Here is a 21587-nt window from a genome sequence, read left to right as displayed (position 1 = left end):
ACGGAATAAATAAGAATTGAAAATATTGTAAAACGGAAGAGGCATGCATATAATTAAAATAAAGTTTAAGTTTCTGAACCTTCAATAACGGTGGTGATAACATGTTTACTGAAGAACGTCGAGAGAAAATTTTAGAACTACTTAATACAGATGGAAGAGTAATAGCAAAGGATCTTGCGGAAAGATTTGATATGTCTATTGATTCTATAAGAAGAGATTTGTCTATTATGGAAAAGGATGGTTTATTAAAAAGAACGCACGGAGGTGCAATTGAACTTACGCGAGTGAGAAACTTAGCTGCGGAACCAACTAAACGTTATAGTGATAGCTCAATATATGAGGACACAATTGCAAGAGTTGCGGTATCTTATATACAAGAAGGTGATTCAATTTTTATTGGTGGGGCTTCCGTTCATAATGTGATGCTGAAATATTTACCGGAAGTATCATTTACGGTTATTACGAATTCTATAGAAATAGCTGGTTATCTACGAGAATATAAGAATATTGATACGTATTTAATTGGCGGAAAAGTAAAACCTTCAGGGAATATTACTGATACACTTGCCTCTGAATTGATAAGTAGATTTTCTATTGATCTGTATTTCTCTACAGGTGGAGGCATTTCATTACAAGGTATTAGTACCGCAACACCTGAAGTTGCTTATTTTAGTAAAAGAGTAAGTGAAATTGCTAGAAGAAATATTTGTTTAGTTCCGCATAATAAACTTGGAATAGATTGTTTTATAAGAGGAGAGTCTCTAAAAAAAATTGACATTATTATAACTGACGAAGAGGCTAGTAAAGAAACTGTTCAGGACTTTGAGAAACAAGGTAAACAAGTTGTAATAGCGCCATTATATTCATTTGAAAGGAGTTTGACATGATTGTAAAAGAGCAAGAGTTTCATATAAATGGATTAACTTATACAATTCGTTCTGCAGCTGAGAAAGATGCTGACCAGTTATCGAAAATTAGAGTTCAGATTGATGGAGAAACTGAAAATATGGATAGAGATGCTGGAGAGGGATTTATAGATAATCTAGGATTTCAAAAAATAATAAAAACAGATAGTGAAGAGACGAAGAATCTCTTTTTAGTTGCAGAAGTGCACAATCGAATCGTTGGATTTTCAAGGTGTGAAGGATCAAATTTTAAGAGATTATCTCATAAAGTGGAGTTTGGCGTTTGCATTATAAAAGAGTTTTGGGGATATAAAATGGGTAAGAGCCTATTACAACAATCTATTAAATGGGCTGACGAAAATGCAGTAAATAAAATATCTTTACAAGTATTAGAGACAAACGAGAAAGCTATTCATCTTTATAAAAAATTAGGTTTTGAAGTAGAAGGCGTTTTGAAAAATGACAAAAGACTATCGGACGGAAAGTATTATAATACGGTAGTGATGGGAAGGTTTACTGATACTTTTCATAAAAGAGGTGAAGAAGTATGTTTTACAGAAGGAAGTACTATGTAGTGAAAAATGAATTCATAGAAGTATTTAATGATCATTTCAATAACACGAACTTACCTAATCAATTAAAGCATGGTTCTAAGCTAATAGGACGCTGGATGAAAGATAATAAGAATGGTACGTCTGAAGTATTTGCCATATGGGAATATGATAGTTATGAACAGTATAAAGAAATAGAATCGAAAATTAGAAGTGACGAGAGGCATATTAGAAGAATACATGAATGGTATGAAAACCATGGCGGGAAAGAATATGTTTTACAGGAGTACATAGTAGAGATGAAAAATGAAGAGTTAGTATGTACTGTAAAGTAATAGGGGTGAGGGATAATAGGAATGAAAACAAAATTATATTTTAGTTTAGCATCCACTATTTTATTTGCAATAGCCGTGATTGTTTTCTTTATAAACGGTAATCCACAAAAGTGGTTTTGGTTATGTATTTTCTTTGCTTCCATTATACAAAATATAGTGCTACTAAAAAAGAATAAAGAAGTGCATTAAGATATTCAAATTATTAACATATTTGTGTCGTCTTTCTAGTTTTATTGAAAACGCTTTTATTCAGTTTTATAATAAAAGTATGTTTTTACAGATCTCCAAAACAATGAATAGGGAGATGATACAATGTTAGCTTCACCGTTTTACTTACATACATGGAAAAAGTTTATTAATGAAGGAGTCCTTGATTCGAACCGTATAAACGAAAGAATTTCAGAGTCATGGCATCGATGTAAACAAGCAAATGTGAATCCTCACATGAATAAAGGTCAGAAAATTTTATCTTCTAATTTTTTTCAAGATCAAAAGAAAAAGAGTGAAATCTTCCTAGATATCGCAATCCCTCAAATACAAAATATGAGAAAAACCATTGATGAACTACAAATGATGGCATTATTAATCGATCCAGATGGTTATGTTCTATCGTTAAGTGGAAATAAACAAACGTTAAAGCGAGCGAAACATATTAATTTTATTGAAGGTGTAAAATGGACGGAAGCAGCTGTGGGGACAAACGCAATAGGAACAGCGCTAGAAATTGAAGAAGCTATTATGATAAGTGGTACTGAACATTACTCCGTGGTATCTCATAACTGGAGTTGTGCGGCTGCTCCCATTCATAATGATGACGGGAAATTAATTGGTGTTCTAGATTTCTCCTGTCCAATTGAATTTTCGCATCCATATATGCTCGGTATGGTAACTTCAATTGCACATGCGATAGAACGTGAATGTAGCATAAGAGTTCATCAAAATGAATTACACTTAATTCATCGTTTTTTAGATGTCATTGATAGTGATGAACAAGTAGTTATTTGTAATCATCGTGATGTTATCGTTTCTGCGAGTAAGAGCGTTCGTGTACGAATAAATAATTGGTCAAGAATGAAACTTGAAGAGTTAATGCACCATGGATTAGAAACTAAATTAGAGATACCAGTATATAGTAATGAAAGAATGATTGGGAAATGTATGTATTTAAAGGAAAACGAACAAATGAATACATATTCTGCTCTCACATTTATAAAAGGAATTACTTTTCCAGGAGTTACTGGGACAAGCAGAGCATTTCAACACACACTAGAAGAAATTATGCTTGTTTCACCGACTGATGCTAGTGTGTATGTATGTGGTGAGACAGGAGTGGGAAAGGAATATGTCGCGAGAGCGATTCATGAAAATAGTCCAAGAAAAGACGGGCCCTTTATAGCTGTTAACTGCGGTTCTTTGCCTAAAGAATTAATAGAAAGTGAATTGTTCGGTTATGCTGAAGGTGCATTTACAGGTGCGCGACGTCAAGGATATAAAGGGAAATTTGAACAAGCGAATGGAGGAACATTATTTTTAGATGAAATTGGTGAAGTACCACCAGAGATGCAAGTAGCATTATTGCGTGTTTTACAAGAACGTACAATAACTCCAATAGGAAGTTCAAAAGAGGTACCAGTAAATATTCGTATTATTACTGCCACACATAAAGATTTACTACGGTTAGTAGAAGAAGGGAAATTCCGTCAAGATTTATATTATCGTTTGCACGTTTATCCGTTATATGTTCCATCGTTAATAGAAAGAAAAGAGGATATCCCATATTTTATACAACATTTTTGCGAACAGAAGAATTGGAATGTTGTATTTCCGAAGAGTATTTGCAATCAATTTTTACAACATACATGGCCCGGAAATATTCGAGAACTAGTAAATGCATTAGAACGCATTTACATTTTGTCGCAAGGACGGGAAATATGCGAAAAACAAGTCGCTCTTTTGATACAAACAATGATGGGAAATCAACAACAACTTGAGTTACAAGTTGAAAATAAAACCGAACATACATTGAATTTTCGCGAAAAAATACAGCGTGATAGCATGATTGAAGCATTACAAAAGACAAACGGAAATGTTTCATTAGCTGCAAAACTATTAGATGTACCCCGTAGTACATTTTATAAACGAATGCAAAAATATAAGTTATAAAGTAGATTTTTGTAATCTACTTTTTCTTTGTGGGCTCATGTTCTGTCGGAATGTGCGCTTACCGGGGAAATAATAGAATTGTTAGAAGGGAAATTTCCTAATGGGGGTTAGTGTGTGAAGTATATTGAAATTGGCTTCGGAAATAGGTGGTTCGTTCGAACAGAAACTGAAAATAAAGATGGAACTGAATTTGAAGAACGAGGAATTATAAAACCTATTTATTTTGAGTCTTTATATGTACGAGTGTGGTTTCGGAAAACGTGTTTAATTTTTGATACGAAAGAAAGGTTTAAAAAGGTTAAGAAGAGGAGGATTGAATATAAATTTATAGTTGGAATTGTAAGTAGACTGGATAAAGAAGAAGTGGGCTAACATGCGTAGTTATATTGGACAGGAAATTCTTTTGACTTATATCAAATTCATAAAAAGCAATTTTACTAAATATAAATTGTTAATACAACCACTAAAAATTATTATCAAGACCTAAAAGCTAAAAATCTTTAAAAAATAAAGGTGAGCGCATATTAGTCATGTATAATATGTACTCACCTTTATTTTCTTGTTCAAAGCACCCGTTAGTCACTCATGGAACATGGAATAAAGTGTGGTATTGATTTAAAATAAAGTTTGATAATTTATAAAAAAGATTGATAAAACCCTGTATTAATATAAGGTTTTTTTTTGCCCCTTAAATTTCAGTTGTATTGTTCAATTAAAGGGGGAAATTTCCCCATTTTTTATACCAGCTTAACGTTGATTCGGGAATATTGAACTTCGCTACCTGCTAATTGAATTCTACTTCATCTGGAGACCTTTAAATTAAAATGTTTCCTTTCTTCTGACAGACTTATTAAATTTCGAAAACAATCAATTCAATCATCTTTTCGTATAGAAAAACTTATTAAGAAACATGCACTAGAAAAAATATAAATCATATATAGGAGATATCCCGTTTGAATGCTTGAGGAGGATATTATGAAACCTATGTTACCTAGTGAAAAATATTTCGGTAATTTAGAACTAGTTTATGCATTTTATGGGGCTATGCCTACAGGTGTTACTGTTTCAGAAACCGGTCGTATTTTCATTTGCTTTCCGAAATGGGGAGACGATGTTAAATTTACTGTGGCGGAAATTTTTGAGGATAAATTGCAGCCTTATCCTAATTTACAAACCAATTTGGTTAACCCCGAGAATATCCCAATGACTTTCATCAGTGTCCAAAGTGTAGTTGCTGATGGAAGGGGAACGCTTTGGATATTAGATACAGCGGCACCCAATTTTCCTGAACCTATTAAAGGGGGGGCAAAATTAGTCGCTGTTGATTTAGAAACCAATACAATAAGAAAAGTATATACCTTTACAGAAGATGTTGTCCTGCCTACAACTTATCTGAATGATGTCCGTTTTGATTTTCGTGTTGGAAAAGCAGGTTATGCCTATATAACGGATTCTTCTTCAAGAGGACCAGGAGCTATTATCGTCGTAGATTTATCAAATGGAAACGCGTTTAGACGGTTAAATGGAGCAAATTCAACTTCACCCGATCCCTATTTTTTACCGAAAGTAGAAGGTCAAATTTTAATGAATCGAAACAAAGACGGTTCAACTTCTCCATTTAGATTGGCGTCTGATAGTCTTGCGATTTCTCCTGATGGAAAGATATTATTTTTTGCTCCACTAACCAGTCGGCATTTGTTCTCGATCTCAACAGAAGCCCTGAGAGACAGAACGATATCGGACATGAATTTACCTTATCATGTGGAGTATTGGGGAGAAAAAGGTGCGTCTGATGGAATGATCACTGATGCAAAGGGAACTGTTTATGCTGGAGATTATGAAAACAACAGTATCCGTAAGATATTGCCAAATGGCATAATGGAAACTATTGCACATGATCCGAGAATTTTGTGGCCGGATACTTTTTCAATTGGTCCGGATCAATATTTGTATGTCATTGTGAACCAATTACATCGACAGCCTAGATTTCATTATGGAAAAGACTTACGACAGAAACCTTATAGTTTACTTCGTATCAAAATTGATGAATTTCCTGCTCCGACCTTTTCATAATAAAAATAGTCAATTAATTGTTTTCATTGATAGAAAATGATCAAACTTTTTTATAAAACCAAAACATAAACCTGCTGGATAAGAATCCATTTTGATCAATCTTTTTCAAAATGGATTCTTTTTATTTACCATAGAATACGGGTTAACACGATATTTTTAATCAAACTTTATTTTAAAATTACGAAGAAACTCATGAATGTTTTAAAAAATATGGTGAAGTAGTAATACCCGAACTTATGAGTGAAATTAATGAAAAGTTAAAATGGGATGTTGTTAGTTATGTAGATCATAAGGAGTATGCTTTATGGCCACTACTAAAATATTTTAAAAAGATAATTAAACAAGATTCACAAGAATGGAAAACGCGAGGTTTAGAACTGTATAAATTATCTAGTGTAGCAGATATAAAGGGGAGTAATTTTCTTATCCTTTCTATATAGAAATTGCTATTGGTATTATTATACAATAGGTGTCAGAAAATACAGTTGTTTATTATTGGAGTGGGAGAGAATTATATGTCGATGTCGCTATATTATAAAAAAATCCGTGAGCAATTAGGCCGTGAACTAATTCTAATACCGAGTGTAGCTGCTGTTATTAAAAATGAGCAAGGGAAAATCTTATTTCAATATCCTGGTGGAGAATACTGGAGTTTGCCAGCTGGAGCAATTGAGCCTGGAGAAACTCCAGAAGAAGCGGTAGTTCGTGAAGTGTGGGAATAAACGGGTTTGAAAGTGCAAGTAAAAAAAAAAAAAGGGGTATTTGGAGGGGAAAGGTTCCGTCATATATATCCGAATGGCGATCAAGTAGAATATATTGTTGTTGTGTTTGAATGTGAAATTACTAGTGGAAAGATAGATGGTGAATCTTTAAAACTACAATATTTCTCATTTTCTGAAAAGCCTACTTTAGCGCTACCATACCTAGATAATATATTTTTATAGATGTAAAATAACACACCTTACTTATTGAAGGTGTGCTATTTATATAACCCGGTCGTATACATCTCCGTTAACGTATACACAATTTCCTCTAAGTTAATCTTTTTATCATTTTGCGTAATAGTCCAAAGAAACGATTCATTCATCGCGAACCAACCGCGTGCTACAATCTCTTTATTTAAATTAGGTTGTGCTAATCCACTTTCTTGAGAGTAAGTAATATCTTGTTTAATACTTGTTATAAAACGTTCCCGAATCTCATCCCATTTTTGCCGTATTTCTCTTGATAATCCTATCGCTTCCTCTACAACTTGCAAAATAGCGCGTTCTTCATCTGCTAATTGCAGGAATGCTCTAACTTGATTTTGGATCATTATACGTGCTTCCTCTTTTGTTTGTGGAGAAAAAGAGCGCTCAGCAATATTATAAAATTGATTCATAACATCTTCCATTAAACTAATTAGGAGATCATCTTTGTTTTTGAAGTATACATATGCTGTTCCATAACCAGTTTCTGCATGTTTAATAATTTGTGTAATTGTCGTTTTTTGAAATCCATTATTTATAAAAATAGTGTAACCAGAGTGTAATAGTTTCTTCTTCGTTTCTAAGGAGCGGTGTTTTCTTGATGAAAGAGTAGAGTTTTTCAAAGAATCACCTCTTTATACTGAAATATCTGAAAATATAACTATATTGTAAAAGAAGTTCATATATAAAGTCAACTGACACAATATCATTGACGTTGTATCAATTAAGGTGATATATTTCAATTAGTTAGAATAAAAAGAAAATTAAGAGAAGGTGACACCATGTATAAAGAACCATTTCAACCAACTTATGAGTATGCGCTTGAATGTGATAAACATGATGAACTGAAAGATTTTCAAACTGAATTCTATAAAAAAGAAGGTACTATATATTTAGATGGAAACTCATTAGGGCTACTTTCAAAAAGAGCAGAGAAATCATTACTTACGTTGCTAGAATCTTGGAAAGAGTATGGCATTGACGGCTGGACAGAAGGTGAGCACCCGTGGTTTTTCCTTTCAGAGAAATTAGGTAAACTTACAGCCCCTCTTATTGGAGCTTTACCCGAAGAAACTATTGTAACCGGTTCTACGACTACGAATATACACCAAGTTATTGCGACGTTTTATGAACCAAAAGGAATACGTACAAAAATACTTGCGGATGAATTAACTTTCCCGTCAGATATTTATGCACTTCAAAGTCAAATTCGTCTAAAAGGATTAGACCCAAATGAGCATCTAGTAAGAGTGAAAAGCCGAGATGGTAGAACACTTTCTGAAGAAGATATTATTTATGCGATGGAAGATGATATCGCTTTAATTTTATTACCTTCTGTTTTATATAGAAGTGGTCAAATTCTGGATATGAAACGTTTAACAACGGAAGCTCATAAACGCGGCATTCATATCGGATTTGATTTATGCCATTCAATAGGATCTATTCCGCATCATTTCAAAGATTGGGATGTCGATTTTGCTGTTTGGTGCAATTATAAATATTTAAATGCAGGACCGGGTGGCGTTGCAGGAATTTATGTAAATAATAAACATTTTAATAGACTACCAGGGTTGTCTGGATGGTTTAGTTCTAGAAAAGATAAGCAGTTTGATATGGATCATACATTAACAGCTGCTGATCATGCAGGTGCTTATCAAATTGGTACACCGCACGTTTTAAGTACAGCACCATTAATTGGTTCACTTGAAATTTTCAAAGATGCTGGTATTGAACGTTTACGTGAGAAATCTTTACATATTACGAGATACATGCTGAATTTAATTGGACATGAATTAAAAGATTTCGAATTTACAATTGGAAATCCATTAGAGGATGAAAAACGAGGTGGGCACATTTATTTAGAGCATGCAGAAGCAGCACGTATATGTAAAGCACTAAAAGCAAATGGAGTAATTCCAGATTTTAGGGCGCCAAATGGGGTGAGACTTGCGCCGGTCGCTTTATATAACACATACGAAGAAGTGTGGAAATCTTTACAAATATTAAAGAAAATTATGAAAAATGAAGAGTATAAGCAGTTTGAAAATAAGCGAGAGGTTGTGGCATAAATATGAAAACATCAGAGTGGATTGATATTTCACAACCGCTAAATAATAATATTGCAACGTGGCCAGGAGACACACCGTTCTCGTATGAAGTTTCATGGTCAAAAGAAGAAAGTGGCTCAGTAAATGTCGGAAAGTTAACGATGAGTATTCATACAGGCACTCATATTGATGCACCATTTCATTTTGATAATGATGGAAAGAAAGTATTGGATTTAGATGTTCAAGTTTATGTTGGCCCAGCACGGATTATTGACGTTTCTAATCTTGAAAGTATCGGGAAAAAGGAATTAGAAAGCTTTCATTTAGAAGGTGTAGAACGATTATTATTACGTACATCTTCACATGGAAAAGCTGAAGAATTTCCAGAGGTGATCCCTCATTTACGTGCAGACATAGCGTCGTTTCTTTCAGAGAAAGGTATTCGTTTAATCGGAGTAGATGTACCATCAGTTGATCCGCTAGATGATAAAGAATTAGCAGCGCATCATCAATTATTTAAACATGGAATTCATATTTTAGAAAATGTCGTACTAGATCATGTAGCAGACGGTGATTATGAACTTATTGCATTACCACTTGCATTAACTGATGCAGATGGAAGTCCAGTTCGAGCCGTTATTAGACCAATATAAGTAGAATCATATAAAAGGGGCGTTTGGCTAATATGAAAGAAAATGAAAAAGTAATTATGGAAAAAGGGATTCATACGGATTTTAAAGAGAATATGACGTATGGGGAGTATTTACAATTAGATAGTTTACTATCTTCTCAAAAAAGATTATCGGACCATCATGATGAAATGTTATTTATCGTTATTCACCAAGCAAGTGAGCTTTGGATGAAGCTCATTTTACATGAGCTAAATGCGGCGATTGAATCTATTAAACAAGATAAATTACAACCAGCTTTTAAAATGTTAGCACGTGTATCAAAAATTCAGTCTCAAATTATTCAATCTTGGGATATTCTTGCGACATTAACACCATCAGAATATATTGAGTTTCGTGATTCACTCGGTCAAGCTTCAGGTTTTCAATCGTATCAATATCGTATGATTGAGTATGCACTTGGCTATAAAACGCCACACGCATTAAAAATTTATGAAAAGGATCCAGAATTACATGCACGACTTCATAAAGCGCTACATGCACCAAGTCTATATGATGTCGCGATTCAAGCATTAGTAAAAGAAGGATTCCCTATTCATAAAGATGTGTTAAACCGTGATATTACGCAGCCTTATGAAGAAGATGCAACAGTAGAAGCAGCATGGTTGGAAGTGTATGCGGATGTGAAAAAATATTGGAATTTATATCAGCTTGCTGAAAAATTGATTGATATTGAAGACTGGCTACAACAATGGCGTTTCCGTCATATGAAAACAGTAGAAAGAATTATTGGACATAAAATGGGAACAGGTGGATCCTCCGGTGTTTCTTATTTAAAACGAGTACTTGATCAACAATTCTTCCCAGAGCTTTGGAATGTTCGTACGAAATTATAAAAATAAACCTGTCAGTTCATTATGGCTGACAGGTTTATTTTTATTTGAGCACAATTATGTTTAAAATGAAGGAACAAGATATAATAAATGGAGTAACTATATAAATGGAGGTAAAGTTTTTGGATTTCAAGCAACTAGAAAATAAATTCGAAAAGAAAAAAGTGAATACATTTCTTGTTTATCAAAAAGGGGAATTAACAACTGAGTACTATAAAACACCTGAATGTGCAAATAACTTATATAAAATAAATTCGATTACAAAAAGTATTGTATCTTTATTAATTGGTATTGCTCTTGATAAGAGCTATATAAATGATATACATACATCGATTACAGAGTGGATTGAAAATGTACCTGGGGAAAAACATGATTTGACGCTTTATCACTTATTAACAATGACTACTGGTGAGGATTGGAAAGAGTTTGGAAATGGAGTAGTATTCCCAAATGACTTTGTAGAATCAGAGAACTGGGTGCAGTACATATTAGAAAAGCCAATAATTGAAGAACCCGCTACAAAAATGAATTATAATTCAGGTTCTTCTCATTTACTGAGCTATATTATTCAAGAAGCTACTGGAATGTCGACAGAGCGGTTTGCAAAGAAATATTTATTTGATCCATTAGAAATTAACGAATACGAGTGGCAACAAGATCCGCAAGGTATATATGTCGGCGGCTTCGGTATGAAAATGAAATCTACCGATTTATTAAAATTAGGAAAGTTATGTTTGCAAAATGGATATTGGAATGAAAAAGAAATTGTATCAGCGAAATGGTTAGAAGAGTCAAGTAGGGCTCTATTTGAAACATATGAACATGTCGGTGCATATGGATATCACTGGTGGGTATTAGATAACGGAAGATTTCACATACCGTATTGTATATATTTTGCTATGGGATACGGCGGACAATACATCGTTATCATTCCTCAGTTAGAAATAGTAGCTATTATAAGTAGTCATATGCCAAAACGTGGGCTTGTTCCATTAAAACTATTTATTGAGCATGTACAGGGAAATTCTAATTATATATAAGAAAAGGAGGGAATGTATGAAGGATGAAAAAATTTTATCTTTATTTAGATTATGTTTAAGTCTTCTAGTGTGTAGCGCCATTGTTACGCAATTCATAATTAGGGCACAAGTGAAGCCGTTTAATCCAGTTAACTTTTTTAGTTTCTTCACCATTGAAAGTAATATTTTAGTTGCATGTATTCTCCTTTTAAGCAGTATCGGAACAGCTACATTTGGTCGCTCAGAACAGTTTAGTATACTTCGTGGTGCGGCAACGGTATACATACTTACGACAGGACTCGTTTATTTTTTGTTACTAAGAGGGTTAGAAGAGTCACTTCAAACGGCAATACCATGGGTAAATACTGTGCTACATTATATCATGCCGATTGCAATGCTTTTAGATTGGATTTTAAATCCACCTATTAAGAAAATCACTTGGAAACAAGCTGCAAGTTGGCTCTTATTCCCGTGTTTTTACGTTGTATATAGCTTAATACGTGGTCCAATCGTGAATTGGTATCCATATCCGTTTTTAGATCCGAGAATAGGTGGATATGGTAAAGTACTTTTATATAGCATAGGGATAGCTGTAGTAATTGGCGCTATTTGTATATTGGTAAGATTTTTAGGGAATCGAAACTTTAGGAAAGAATTTTAGAAATGCAAGGAACCCCACTGTTTCCATTTTTAACAGTGGGGTTTCATTTTATCCCGCATTAACGGGCAGCCCGATTGGTGAGGGCTGATTAAAGTTTCACTTTATCTACTCGTCTTCTGAAACGACAACTTTATAAATTTCTCCGTCTTCGTTTCAAATTCTACATCAACAAAAACACCATATTCTTTTCCATCTTCACGTAACCACAATTTAAATTTTTCAACAGTTATTTGAATTGTTTTTGGTTTTCTACCTATATGAAGATAGTCAATAATTTCTGCTTTTGGGTATTGTTCTTTCGTCTTTTCTACGGCAAGTTTACCCCATTTGGCATACGGCGGCTGCGCATGAACAATTGATGAGCCTGTATATATATTTGAACATGTTGTTAGGAACAGAATGACGAGTGCGACACGTTTTAACGATTTCTTCATGATGAACTCCTTTCATCCTTTTTTTATATTGTTTACATATTTTTTCAACGATATTAGTTTGGATTTTTTTGTCTTCTTTACATAAAAGCGAGGCTTTTACAAAACATAACCAAGAAATCATTTCCGTAATTAAGGAGGGAAAATTATGCGCCAAAAAGCTATTTTTAAAATAGCAGTTTTACTTGCGTTCATAGGACTGTCTTTAATGGTCAGTAGTATACAACTAAAGAATGTAGAAGCTTTTTCTAATCAAGTTATTCAAAGAGGAGCATCTGGCGAAGATGTCATTGAACTGCAATCTCGTTTGAAATATAACGGATTTTATACGGGAAAAGTGGATGGTGTTTTCGGATGGGGTACATACTGGGCACTTCGGAATTTTCAAGAGAAATTCGGATTACCCGTTGATGGTTTAGCTGGAGCTAAAACGAAGCAAATGCTCGTGAAGGCAACGAAGTATGACAAGTCAACTGCTAATAAAGGGACAACAACGAATAAAGGAAATAGCGGCGGAACTGCACAAGAGAATAAACCACCTCAAAATAAAGGGACAAATGTTCCGAACGGTTATTCTCAAAATGATATTCAGCTTATGGCAAACGCAGTATACGGAGAATCACGTGGTGAACCGTATTTAGGACAAGTTGCAGTAGCTGCCGTTATTTTAAATCGTGTTACAAGTGCGTCATTCCCAAATACTGTTTCAGGTGTAATCTTTGAGCCTAGAGCATTTACAGCAGTAGCCGATGGACAAATATATTTAACGCCAAATGAAACAGCAAAAAAAGCAGTTTTAGATGCGATTAACGGATGGGATCCAACAGGAAATGCTTTATATTATTTCAATCCAGATACTGCGACTAGTAAATGGATTTGGACTCGTCCACAAATTAAAAAAATCGGTAAACATATTTTCTGTAAATAGAGCGGAGGTGGGACAATGTTACGAGGTATTATCATTGTATTATTAACAGTCGGTGTAGTAGGAACAGGCTATTGGGGCTATAAAGAGCACCAAGAGAAAAATGCGGTTTTAATTCGAGCGGAAAATAGCTACCAACGTGCATTCCATGATTTAGCATACGAAGTCGATTTATTACACGATAAAATTGGCACAACACTTGCGATGAATTCACGATCATCTTTATCACCTGCATTAGCGGATGTATGGCGTTTAACATCTGAAGCTCGCTCAGATGTAGGACAACTTCCTTTAACATTAATGCCATTTAATAAAACGGAAGAATTTTTAGCGAATATCGGTGATTTCAGTTACCGTGCAGCCATTCGTGATTTAGAAAAAGAGCCGTTAAATGAGCAAGAATATAAAACGCTACAAACTTTATATTCAAATGCAGGAAATATACAAGATGAACTAAGAAAAGTACAACATCTTGTTTTGAAAAATAATTTACGCTGGATGGATGTAGAAATGGCACTTGCATCAAATCGTGATCCAGCAGATAACACAATTATTGATGGATTGAAAACTGTAGAGAAAAACGTAACATCATATTCTTCTACAAACTTCGGACCGACCTTTACAAGTGCGCAAAAAAATAAAAAAGGCGGATTTGAAGCGGAAGGAAAGGCAATTTCTAAAGATGAAGCGGCGAAAATTGCCAAATCGTTTTTGAATTTAAAAGGAAATGAAAAAGTAGATGTAGAGAAAAGTGGAAAAGGTGCGAAAGAATCCTTCTATAGTGTGAAAATTAAAGATGAAGCAACGAACAATGAGTTCTATATGGATATTACCGGAAAAGGCGGATATCCAATTTGGGTTATGAATAACCGCGAAATTAAAGAACAGAAAGTTAGTTTAAACGATGCAGGTAGTAAAGGTTTAAAATTTTTAAAGGACCATAAGTTTAATAATATGGAGCTTTATGATAGCTCACAATATGATAATGTTGGTGTATTTACGTATGTAGTAAATGAAAATGGAGTACGAATTTATCCAGAAGCAATCCAAATGAAAATTGCTTTAGATGACGGTTCTATCGTAGGGTTCTCCGCAAAAGAATATTTAGCGTCACATCAAAAACGAACAGTTCCATCGGCAAAGCTAACTGCAGCAGAAGCAAGAAAGAAAATCAATCCGGATGTAAAAGTAATGGAAGAACGTAAAGCTGTAGTAGTTAATGATTTGCATAATGAAGTACTTTGCTATGAATTTGTAGGTACTTTAGGAAAAGATACGTACCAAATATTCATTAATGCTAATAGCGGGGCCGAGGAAAAGGTAAAGAAAATGCAAGCTGTTGAAAAAATTTATGATTAAACCTTAAAAGTGAAGTGGTGAAAATAATGAAAACTCTAATATATATATTAATGCTTTGCTTCGTTATAACTGGATGCAGTATTGGAACAAAAGAAAACCCAAACGAAAAGCCGGAACAAAAAAATGTTTCAATGAAAAATATTAATTATACGAATAAATCAAATAAACCAAATGAAAAAGCGGCAGATCATTTAGCATCTTTAGCAGCAAGTGTGCCAGGTGTGAATGATGCGACAGCGGTCGTTGTTGGAAAATATGCTATTGTAGGTATAGACGTAAAAGCAAAACTTGATCGAACTCGTGTTGAATCAATTAAATATTCTGTTGCAGAAAGTTTAAAAAATGACCCTGACGGTGCTAATGCAGTCGTTGTAGCAGATGTTGATACGTATGAACGCCTCAAACAAATCGGAAAGCAAATTAAAAAAGGAAAAACAGGTGAAGGTATACTAGATGAATTAGCGGCTATTGTGGGACGAGTAATGCCACAAGTTCCAAATGATATGATTGAAAATCGAGAAACGAATCCAATTAAAGATAATGATAAACAATTACCAAAAGATGAAGAACAAGAGTTAAGAAAAGAACAGGATGATCAATCAAATAATCATTTGAATAAATGAAATTAGCCTCGTACTTAATTGTGCGAGGTTTTTAAGTATAATATTAAATATTCAGTTTATTTTTAAGGGAATATATGGTTTAATTATGATGGGAGGGACAACTGTTATGATGAAAAAAAGCGCATGTATATTGTTTAGTTTATGCTTAGGTTTCAGTATGACAGCGTGTGAAAAGAGAAAAGAAGTGAAAAATCAAACAGCAACTTCTTCTACTGTGATGGAAAGGCAACAGAAAGAATCTATCAATATAAATCATTTCTCGAACATAAATGAAGGAATGACTTATACAGAAGTGAAAGATTTAATTGGTTTTGAAGGGGATTTACTTATAGAAGAAGGGGTAGAACATTCTACACAAATTAAACAAATTTTTGCTTGGAAAGGAAACGATCCAAATTCATTTGTTGAAATTACCTTTTTAGATGGAAGAGTGCATTCAAAAGCACAGCAAGGTATAAGTTAATAAGCTAAAAAATGGGAGAGTTTAGCATGAACATACACACAGGGGAAATTCAATTAGTTCCGTATAAGGAGAAATATAAAGAAGTTATACAAACATTTACTTTACCAAGTGAACAAGTTCAGTTTACAGCAGATCCAAGCGCATTACTGGAAAAAGCAAAAAGTGATCGTACAAAAAATGTGATTGTTATTTTAGATTACAATAGGGTACCGGTGGGTCTTTTCGCATTGGAAACGGGAGATAGAGTAAAGGAGTTCACAGATAATGAGGATGCTTTACTTTTAACGTCATTTTCTATTAATCACAATAGACAAAGAAAAGGATTCGCTAAAAAGTCATTGTTATTATTAGAAGAGTTTGTAAAACGCTATTTTCCAATAAAAAATGAAGTTGTACTTGCTGTGAATGAAAGAAATATTCCTGCACAAAATTTATATGCAAAAGTCGGCTTCGAAGATAAAGGTTTTAGAAGAATGGGACCAATTGGCCAACAAATAATAATGCATTTACCTATAATGAAATAATGAGATAGAAAACTTACTCTTGAATATTCACGTAGTAGGTTTTTTTATTTTAGTAATATGTAATATATAATATATGTATATAAAATGAAACAGAAATGAAGGATATAAAAAATGAATCAAGATAGAAAATGGAATATCGTTGGGGGAAGAGTGATTAAAACTGGGATTGCAGTTTTTCTTACAGTGTTAGTTTGTGAATTTTTTAACATTCCAACTATTTTTGCTGTAATAACAGCAATTGTTACAATTGAACCAACTGCAACAGACTCAATAAAAAAGGGGCTTATTCGCTTTCCGGCCTCAACAATTGGATCGGCATATGCCATGACGTTCATATTTTTCTTAGGTCATCAAGCAATTTCTTATGCATTAGCTGCGATGTTTACGATCGTTACATGTCAAAAACTAAGGTTACATGCGGGAACATTAGTCGCAACTTTAACTGCTGTAGCTATGATTCCAATTACGGCAGATCATTATTTCACTGCATTTTTAATTCGTTTAGCTACTACATCTATTGGTATTATAGTATCTACTTTAGTGAATTTTTTCATTTTCCCACCACACTACACGAAAACGATTTTTGGATGTACAGAGGATCTATTTGCTAAAACAGCAAATATTATGGAAGAATGGATTACTGCATTAGTTGCAGGAAAAGGTATGAAAAAGGAGACCGCTCAGGATTTATCTAAATTGACTGTACTATTGCATAAGGCGATACAATTTGTTCAATATGAGCAGAAAGATTGGAAATATCATCAACATACAAAGAAGGAAATGAGAAGCTTTTTAACCATGCAGGACCAACTTCATATATTACAGCAAATCATTTACCATATAGATAATTTAGCTCGAGTGTCAATTGAGACTTGTGACTGGTCACAAAGTGAAAGGGAAATATTACAACGAACAATTCATTCTATAATTGCTATATCGAGAAACCGTTGTAATGAAATTGATGAGGAACATTTGACACTTATTGTTGAATTAGACAAGCAATTTTGGAGTTATAAAAATGATTTAAAAGATTATAAACCAAATCATTATCATCACCATTTTTCAAGTGAGTCTATTATTTTATTTGAGGTATTATCTATTCATGATATGTTAGAAGAATTAAAACAAATATCCGAGAAATATGAGTGGGAAAATCGATTCAATTGATAAGTTTATTTTATTGTGAGGGGAATAATATGACACTTTATATTGCATTACTAAGAGGAATCAATGTCGGTGGACATAAAGTAATCAAAATGGCTGATTTAAAACGAGTGTTTGAATCAATAGGGTTAAAACAAGTGAAAACATATATACAAAGTGGTAATATCGTGTTCGAATCTGAGGAAGATATAAACTTTCTAAAGGACCGAATACAATCTGAAATAAAAAATGAATTTGATTTCGATGTTCCAGTCATGCTAAGAACATATGGTGAATTTATAAATATTATTAAACAATGTCCGTATGAAGTTCATTCATTGTTAGAAGGAGAAAGTGTTCATGTTGCTTTTTTAGCTAATGTACTTTCTGAAGAGGAAAGTAGTCAATTGCTTACATTTAAAAGTGAACTTGAAGATTGCTATATAGATGAGAAGGTTGCTTATTTGTTTTTCAAAAATAGCATTCGAAATTCTAAATTAATGAACCAGTTTCAGAAGTTACATACACCAGCTACAGTTAGGAATTGGCGTACTGTGAATAAATTAAAAGCAATTGTAGAGAGTATGTAAATATAAAAAGATGAGGTTTTCTACATGTAGAAAACCTCATCTTTTTACTTATATTGTTTTGCAACTATGAGTTCGACAATAGGATAAATAAAGAATGAAGAGCAAATTGCGATGAACAGAGGGAGGTTTTTAACGCCATCTAAATTAGCCCCCATAGAAAATCCTTCGGAGAAGATTAATAAAAGGAACATTACAACTACAAGCACAAAATACGCAATTTTAAAGCTTTTATATGTAATTTGTTGGCCCATTTCATCTTGACTTTCTTCTGATACACCGTGGGGATCTCCCCAAGTAATGTGATTAATTAAATTACTAAGTATTAACGAGATAGCAAAAATCGTACCACCCAAAATAGAACCTTCAGTGATGTATTTATATGTGCCATGTACTAGTATTGCAATTAACGCTAAAACAATGATTATAAAAATAGTTTTTTTAGTATTCAATAAATAATTGCCCCCCCTCGATTGTAAAAAACTCTTTACAAATATAAGTATAAAATCGGAAAAGTATCATGTCAAATACTTTTTACATATAATATGTAAGTATGCAATATTTTGGTTTTATGATAAATAAAAAATTACAATACATTTGAATGTAAAAGAATGGGCTCGCATATATTTGGAAGGGATGTCAGATTAATTTAGGGGGTAGTTATGTCTATACTTTTAAAAGCTGGTGCAGATGCAGGAAACAACGGTTTGAAGTTAATGGTGAAAGGGCAAGACCCTATTTTTATTCCGAGTATTTATTCTTTATATATAGGTGAGCCGACAGGACTCTTAGATGAGGTAGATGTTTCATTATCTGAATTAGAAAACCACATTGATGTGACTATAAGTTCACCATCGTTAATGCTTAATAATGTACGATACATCGTTGGAGAAAAAGTCATTCAAGATCAATTAAAAGGTACTGAGGTAGAGAAGAAATCAAATAAGTCAACGGATGAGTTAATGGTTATTACAATACTATCAGGTTTGGCGGTAAGCGCTATGCGTCAAAGTCCAACTTCTAGCCATATTAATATTCGTTATGATTTATCTGTCGCTCTTCCTATGCAGCTTATTACACAAGAAATAGCTGCTGAAAATGCAAAACGTTATATGGGAAATCATAAGGTTATTTTCCATTATCCGAACGGACGCGATGTGACAATTAATGTTTCAATTGAGTATTGTAAATGCCTGCCTGAGGGTGCTTCTGGGACGTGGGGCATTGTATACGATGAAGAAGGAAATGTTGTGAAACATAAAATAGAATGTGAGCAAAATCAAGTTTCTGAAATTGATTTTGTAGATAAAACTCTACTCTCTTTTGATATTGGTGCAGGGACGACAGAAGAAGTTGTTTCATTAGGGGTAAATTTCCGTCCGCAACTAAGTAAAGGTTTATCTTATGGTGTAAAAGAGACGTTACTACAAATCATTACGAGATGGAACCGGAAGTATCCAACTAAGACGATTGATAGTATTACAGAATTCAATCAAATTTATTTAAATGATACGCATCCGAGAAATACCTTATTAGTTGAGGAATCACAGCCGGCACTATTAGGTTTAGCAGCGCGTGTCGCAACAGATATTATAAATAAAATTGATGATATGAAAGACGATCCATACGTGTTTATTTATGGCGGGGGTGCAGTAATTATTAAAAATAGTTTAAAAATGATTTTAAAGCAAAAAGGACGACTCAAAAATGTAATCTTTGTAGATAATCCGTTATTTACAAATGCACGAGGGTTATTAGTATATACTTGTTCGCCAAAATATAGAGAGCATAAGCAAAAAGAGTTAGGATTTACAAACTTAACGATAAGTTAGTTGGTGGAAGTATGCGATCTAGGCGATATAAACGTGGTGATCGAGTAAAAATCAATATTCATAAATCGGTATCACCTGAAATGCTTGCGTGGCTGAATAAACAATCAAATCCAACTAATTTCTTCTTTTTTGCTGCGCAGCAATTATTTAAACAAGTAGGAGATATTGACGTTTCAAAAGCTTTACCAAGCAGCCATGTTTTCTCATTATATGTGGAGCCTTCATCCTTATTAAAAGTCGAAGTAAACCCTTTTAAAAACATGACACTAGAAGCAAATACATCCACCGAAAATGCAAAAAAAAAATTATGGGAATCTGTTGATCAATTAGATTGTCCATTTTTTTAAACATAGAAAAATATAAGAAGTCCCATCACTATACATACGAATACAGTGATGGGTTTTTGTTTGTAAATGGAAGGGGGCACAATACAATTTGTGCCCCTTCTGTTAATTATTTGTTTTTCTAAATTTCAGATGTATGTTTAGAAACCGCAGTAATTATGCTTTCCCAATCATTTGGATGATTTTCATGACCTGCCCCTTTAAGAGTTAATAGTACTGAGCTTGGAATTTCATCAATTAGTGCGAGGCCATGTTCAAATGGGAGTGCTGTATCGTCTGTTCCATGAATAACCAATGTTGGTGCTTGTATGGAGTGAAGTACACCTTCATATGCATCATCACCTTGAAGTAAAGCGTGATTAAACATACTTAATAAATTGTTTGCGCGTTCTATTTCTTGTTTTACTTGTGTATAAACTCTATTTTCATCAAATATTCGTTCTGATCCACATAATAGACGAGATCCTGAAACTAAATACTCTGCCACATCATTTTTATTTGTCCAATCAATACTTGCGCTCTTTACATGATGTGTTAAAATCCTTTCATCCATTGGGGGTAAATCGCGAGTATTATTATCAGATCCTATTACACTAGTCGCTAGTAAAGTTAGCGTCAAAATTCTTTCGGGATGTTTTACAGCGGCAATTTGAGCAATCATACCACCTAATGACATACCAAAAAGATGGGCTTTATCAATATGATAAGCGTCTAATACCCCGATTGCATCTTCAGCCATATCTGTTACTGAATAATTTAAAGTGCCAGGTTCATATGTAACAGAGCGTCCAACATCGCGATTATCAAAGCGAATAACAAATTTTCCTGTGTTCGCCAACTGTTCACAAAATTCTTCATCCCAATATATCATTGAACAAGTAGCTCCCATAATTAATAAAATAGCGGGATCATTAGAGTTACCGAAGCTTTCTGTACATATATCAATACCGTTTATTATAAATATCTTTTCACTCATAAAGTTATCCCCATTTCTTTTGAATTTAATTAATAATACAGTTTTGAATAATTCTAAGATGTGTGTAAGATTCTTTTTGAAATTCATCCCGCTATTTGCCGGGCAGTAAGAGCCCGATTGGTGAGGAATGATTAA

25 protein-coding genes and 1 pseudogene are annotated in these 21587 nt (G+C 33.6%); 22 read left to right on the top strand and 4 right to left on the bottom strand.

Going from position 1 to position 21587, the window contains the following annotated elements; genetic code table 11:
• Positions 1 to 101 precede the first annotated feature (101 nt).
• The 8 genes and pseudogenes from QCI81_RS00860 (at position 102) to QCI81_RS00825 (ending at position 6971) form a co-directional block, all read left to right on the top strand.
• Positions 102 to 887 (top strand): DeoR/GlpR family DNA-binding transcription regulator, encoded by a 786-nt coding sequence (locus tag QCI81_RS00860; RefSeq protein ID WP_071732130.1) that lies wholly within the window; start codon positions 102 to 104, stop codon positions 885 to 887.
• A complete protein-coding gene (locus QCI81_RS00855; RefSeq protein ID WP_071732131.1) occupies positions 884 to 1480 on the top strand; it encodes a GNAT family N-acetyltransferase in 597 nt (198 codons plus the stop codon). Before QCI81_RS00860 ends, QCI81_RS00855 begins: the two co-directional genes overlap by 4 nt.
• On the top strand, positions 1453 to 1791 hold the full coding sequence (locus QCI81_RS00850) for an NIPSNAP family protein (RefSeq protein ID WP_000499988.1): 339 nt from the start codon (positions 1453 to 1455) through the stop codon (positions 1789 to 1791). The genes QCI81_RS00855 and QCI81_RS00850 overlap by 28 nt, the downstream gene beginning before the upstream one ends.
• A 312-nt stretch (positions 1792 to 2103) precedes the next feature.
• A complete protein-coding gene (locus QCI81_RS00845; RefSeq protein ID WP_071732132.1) occupies positions 2104 to 3954 on the top strand; it encodes a sigma-54-dependent Fis family transcriptional regulator in 1851 nt (616 codons plus the stop codon).
• Positions 3955 to 4068: 114 nt separating this feature from the next.
• The gene (locus tag QCI81_RS00840; RefSeq protein ID WP_000873830.1) at positions 4069 to 4326 is read left to right on the top strand and encodes a DUF3977 family protein; all 258 of its coding nucleotides are present in this window, start codon (positions 4069 to 4071) and stop codon (positions 4324 to 4326) included.
• A gap of 603 nt (positions 4327 to 4929) precedes the next feature.
• Positions 4930 to 6027, top strand: coding sequence for an L-dopachrome tautomerase-related protein (locus QCI81_RS00835; protein ID WP_071732195.1), 1098 nt, complete (start codon positions 4930 to 4932; stop codon positions 6025 to 6027).
• Between the two features lie 236 nt (positions 6028 to 6263).
• Complete coding sequence (locus tag QCI81_RS00830; protein WP_001289827.1) at positions 6264 to 6467, top strand: hypothetical protein; 204 nt, start codon at positions 6264 to 6266, stop codon at positions 6465 to 6467.
• A gap of 75 nt (positions 6468 to 6542) precedes the next feature.
• Positions 6543 to 6971, top strand: a pseudogene (locus QCI81_RS00825) (NUDIX domain-containing protein).
• A 35-nt stretch (positions 6972 to 7006) separates the two neighbouring features.
• On the opposite strand, the gene QCI81_RS00820 reads toward QCI81_RS00825, so the two are convergent.
• A complete protein-coding gene (locus QCI81_RS00820; RefSeq protein WP_000798537.1) occupies positions 7007 to 7618 on the bottom strand; it encodes a TetR/AcrR family transcriptional regulator in 612 nt (203 codons plus the stop codon).
• Between the two features lie 159 nt (positions 7619 to 7777).
• Here QCI81_RS00820 and kynU point away from each other — a divergent pair, with 159 nt between their 5' ends.
• The 5 genes from kynU to QCI81_RS00795 all read left to right on the top strand — a co-directional run bounded on the left by kynU (position 7778) and on the right by QCI81_RS00795 (position 12245).
• A complete protein-coding gene (gene kynU, locus QCI81_RS00815; RefSeq protein ID WP_071732133.1) occupies positions 7778 to 9064 on the top strand; it encodes a kynureninase in 1287 nt (428 codons plus the stop codon).
• 2 nt (positions 9065 to 9066) lie between these two features.
• A complete protein-coding gene (kynB, locus tag QCI81_RS00810; protein ID WP_000858074.1) occupies positions 9067 to 9696 on the top strand; it encodes an arylformamidase in 630 nt (209 codons plus the stop codon).
• A 32-nt stretch (positions 9697 to 9728) separates the two neighbouring features.
• A complete protein-coding gene (gene kynA, locus QCI81_RS00805) occupies positions 9729 to 10568 on the top strand; it encodes a tryptophan 2,3-dioxygenase (RefSeq protein ID WP_000661957.1) in 840 nt (279 codons plus the stop codon).
• Positions 10569 to 10687: 119 nt separating this feature from the next.
• Complete coding sequence (locus QCI81_RS00800) at positions 10688 to 11605, top strand: serine hydrolase domain-containing protein (RefSeq protein ID WP_071732134.1); 918 nt, start codon at positions 10688 to 10690, stop codon at positions 11603 to 11605.
• A 16-nt stretch (positions 11606 to 11621) separates the two neighbouring features.
• On the top strand, positions 11622 to 12245 hold the full coding sequence (locus QCI81_RS00795; RefSeq protein ID WP_071732135.1) for a Pr6Pr family membrane protein: 624 nt from the start codon (positions 11622 to 11624) through the stop codon (positions 12243 to 12245).
• Between the two features lie 101 nt (positions 12246 to 12346).
• Here the strand turns inward: QCI81_RS00795 and QCI81_RS00790 are convergent, their stop codons facing one another.
• On the bottom strand, positions 12347 to 12679 hold the full coding sequence (locus QCI81_RS00790) for a DUF3889 domain-containing protein (RefSeq protein WP_029442516.1): 333 nt from the start codon (positions 12677 to 12679) through the stop codon (positions 12347 to 12349).
• Positions 12680 to 12824: 145 nt separating this feature from the next.
• On the opposite strand from QCI81_RS00790, the gene sleB reads away from it, so the two are divergent.
• The 7 genes from sleB to QCI81_RS00755 all read left to right on the top strand — a co-directional run bounded on the left by sleB (position 12825) and on the right by QCI81_RS00755 (position 18303).
• A complete protein-coding gene (sleB, locus tag QCI81_RS00785) occupies positions 12825 to 13604 on the top strand; it encodes a spore cortex-lytic enzyme (protein ID WP_001249053.1) in 780 nt (259 codons plus the stop codon).
• Positions 13605 to 13619: 15 nt separating this feature from the next.
• Positions 13620 to 14960: a germination protein YpeB gene (ypeB, locus tag QCI81_RS00780; RefSeq protein WP_016081334.1), complete on the top strand. Its 1341-nt coding sequence runs from the start codon at positions 13620 to 13622 to the stop codon at positions 14958 to 14960.
• A 26-nt stretch (positions 14961 to 14986) separates the two neighbouring features.
• Positions 14987 to 15583 (top strand): YhcN/YlaJ family sporulation lipoprotein, encoded by a 597-nt coding sequence (locus tag QCI81_RS00775; protein WP_071732136.1) that lies wholly within the window; start codon positions 14987 to 14989, stop codon positions 15581 to 15583.
• 106 nt (positions 15584 to 15689) lie between these two features.
• Positions 15690 to 16046 carry a hypothetical protein gene (locus QCI81_RS00770; protein WP_050843873.1) on the top strand — a complete coding sequence of 119 codons (357 nt, stop codon included), beginning with the start codon at positions 15690 to 15692 and terminating at the stop codon, positions 16044 to 16046.
• Between the two features lie 11 nt (positions 16047 to 16057).
• Positions 16058 to 16570 (top strand): GNAT family N-acetyltransferase, encoded by a 513-nt coding sequence (locus QCI81_RS00765; protein ID WP_141435877.1) that lies wholly within the window; start codon positions 16058 to 16060, stop codon positions 16568 to 16570.
• Positions 16571 to 16681: 111 nt separating this feature from the next.
• Entirely contained in the window at positions 16682 to 17737 is a 1056-nt protein-coding gene (locus tag QCI81_RS00760) for an aromatic acid exporter family protein (protein ID WP_071732138.1), read from the top strand.
• A gap of 29 nt (positions 17738 to 17766) precedes the next feature.
• The gene (locus QCI81_RS00755) at positions 17767 to 18303 is read left to right on the top strand and encodes a DUF1697 domain-containing protein (RefSeq protein WP_000177384.1); all 537 of its coding nucleotides are present in this window, start codon (positions 17767 to 17769) and stop codon (positions 18301 to 18303) included.
• Between the two features lie 44 nt (positions 18304 to 18347).
• Here the strand turns inward: QCI81_RS00755 and QCI81_RS00750 are convergent, their stop codons facing one another.
• Positions 18348 to 18752, bottom strand: coding sequence for a hypothetical protein (locus QCI81_RS00750; RefSeq protein ID WP_001093141.1), 405 nt, complete (start codon positions 18750 to 18752; stop codon positions 18348 to 18350).
• A 210-nt stretch (positions 18753 to 18962) separates the two neighbouring features.
• On the opposite strand from QCI81_RS00750, the gene QCI81_RS00745 reads away from it, so the two are divergent.
• Positions 18963 to 20132 (top strand): ParM/StbA family protein, encoded by a 1170-nt coding sequence (locus tag QCI81_RS00745; RefSeq protein ID WP_000025623.1) that lies wholly within the window; start codon positions 18963 to 18965, stop codon positions 20130 to 20132.
• Between the two features lie 11 nt (positions 20133 to 20143).
• The gene (locus QCI81_RS00740) at positions 20144 to 20479 is read left to right on the top strand and encodes a hypothetical protein (protein WP_001257761.1); all 336 of its coding nucleotides are present in this window, start codon (positions 20144 to 20146) and stop codon (positions 20477 to 20479) included.
• 118 nt (positions 20480 to 20597) lie between these two features.
• Here the strand turns inward: QCI81_RS00740 and mleBCA are convergent, their stop codons facing one another.
• The gene (gene mleBCA, locus QCI81_RS00735) at positions 20598 to 21452 is read right to left on the bottom strand and encodes a BCA family alpha/beta fold macrolide esterase (protein ID WP_071732139.1); all 855 of its coding nucleotides are present in this window, start codon (positions 21450 to 21452) and stop codon (positions 20598 to 20600) included.
• Between the last annotated feature and the right edge of the window lie 135 nt (positions 21453 to 21587).

It is taken from the genome of Bacillus cereus group sp. MG20 (assembly GCF_040459885.1).
Lineage (GTDB): Bacteria > Bacillota > Bacilli > Bacillales > Bacillaceae_G > Bacillus_A > Bacillus_A cereus.
This window is presented reverse-complemented; position numbering and strand designations above follow the sequence as displayed.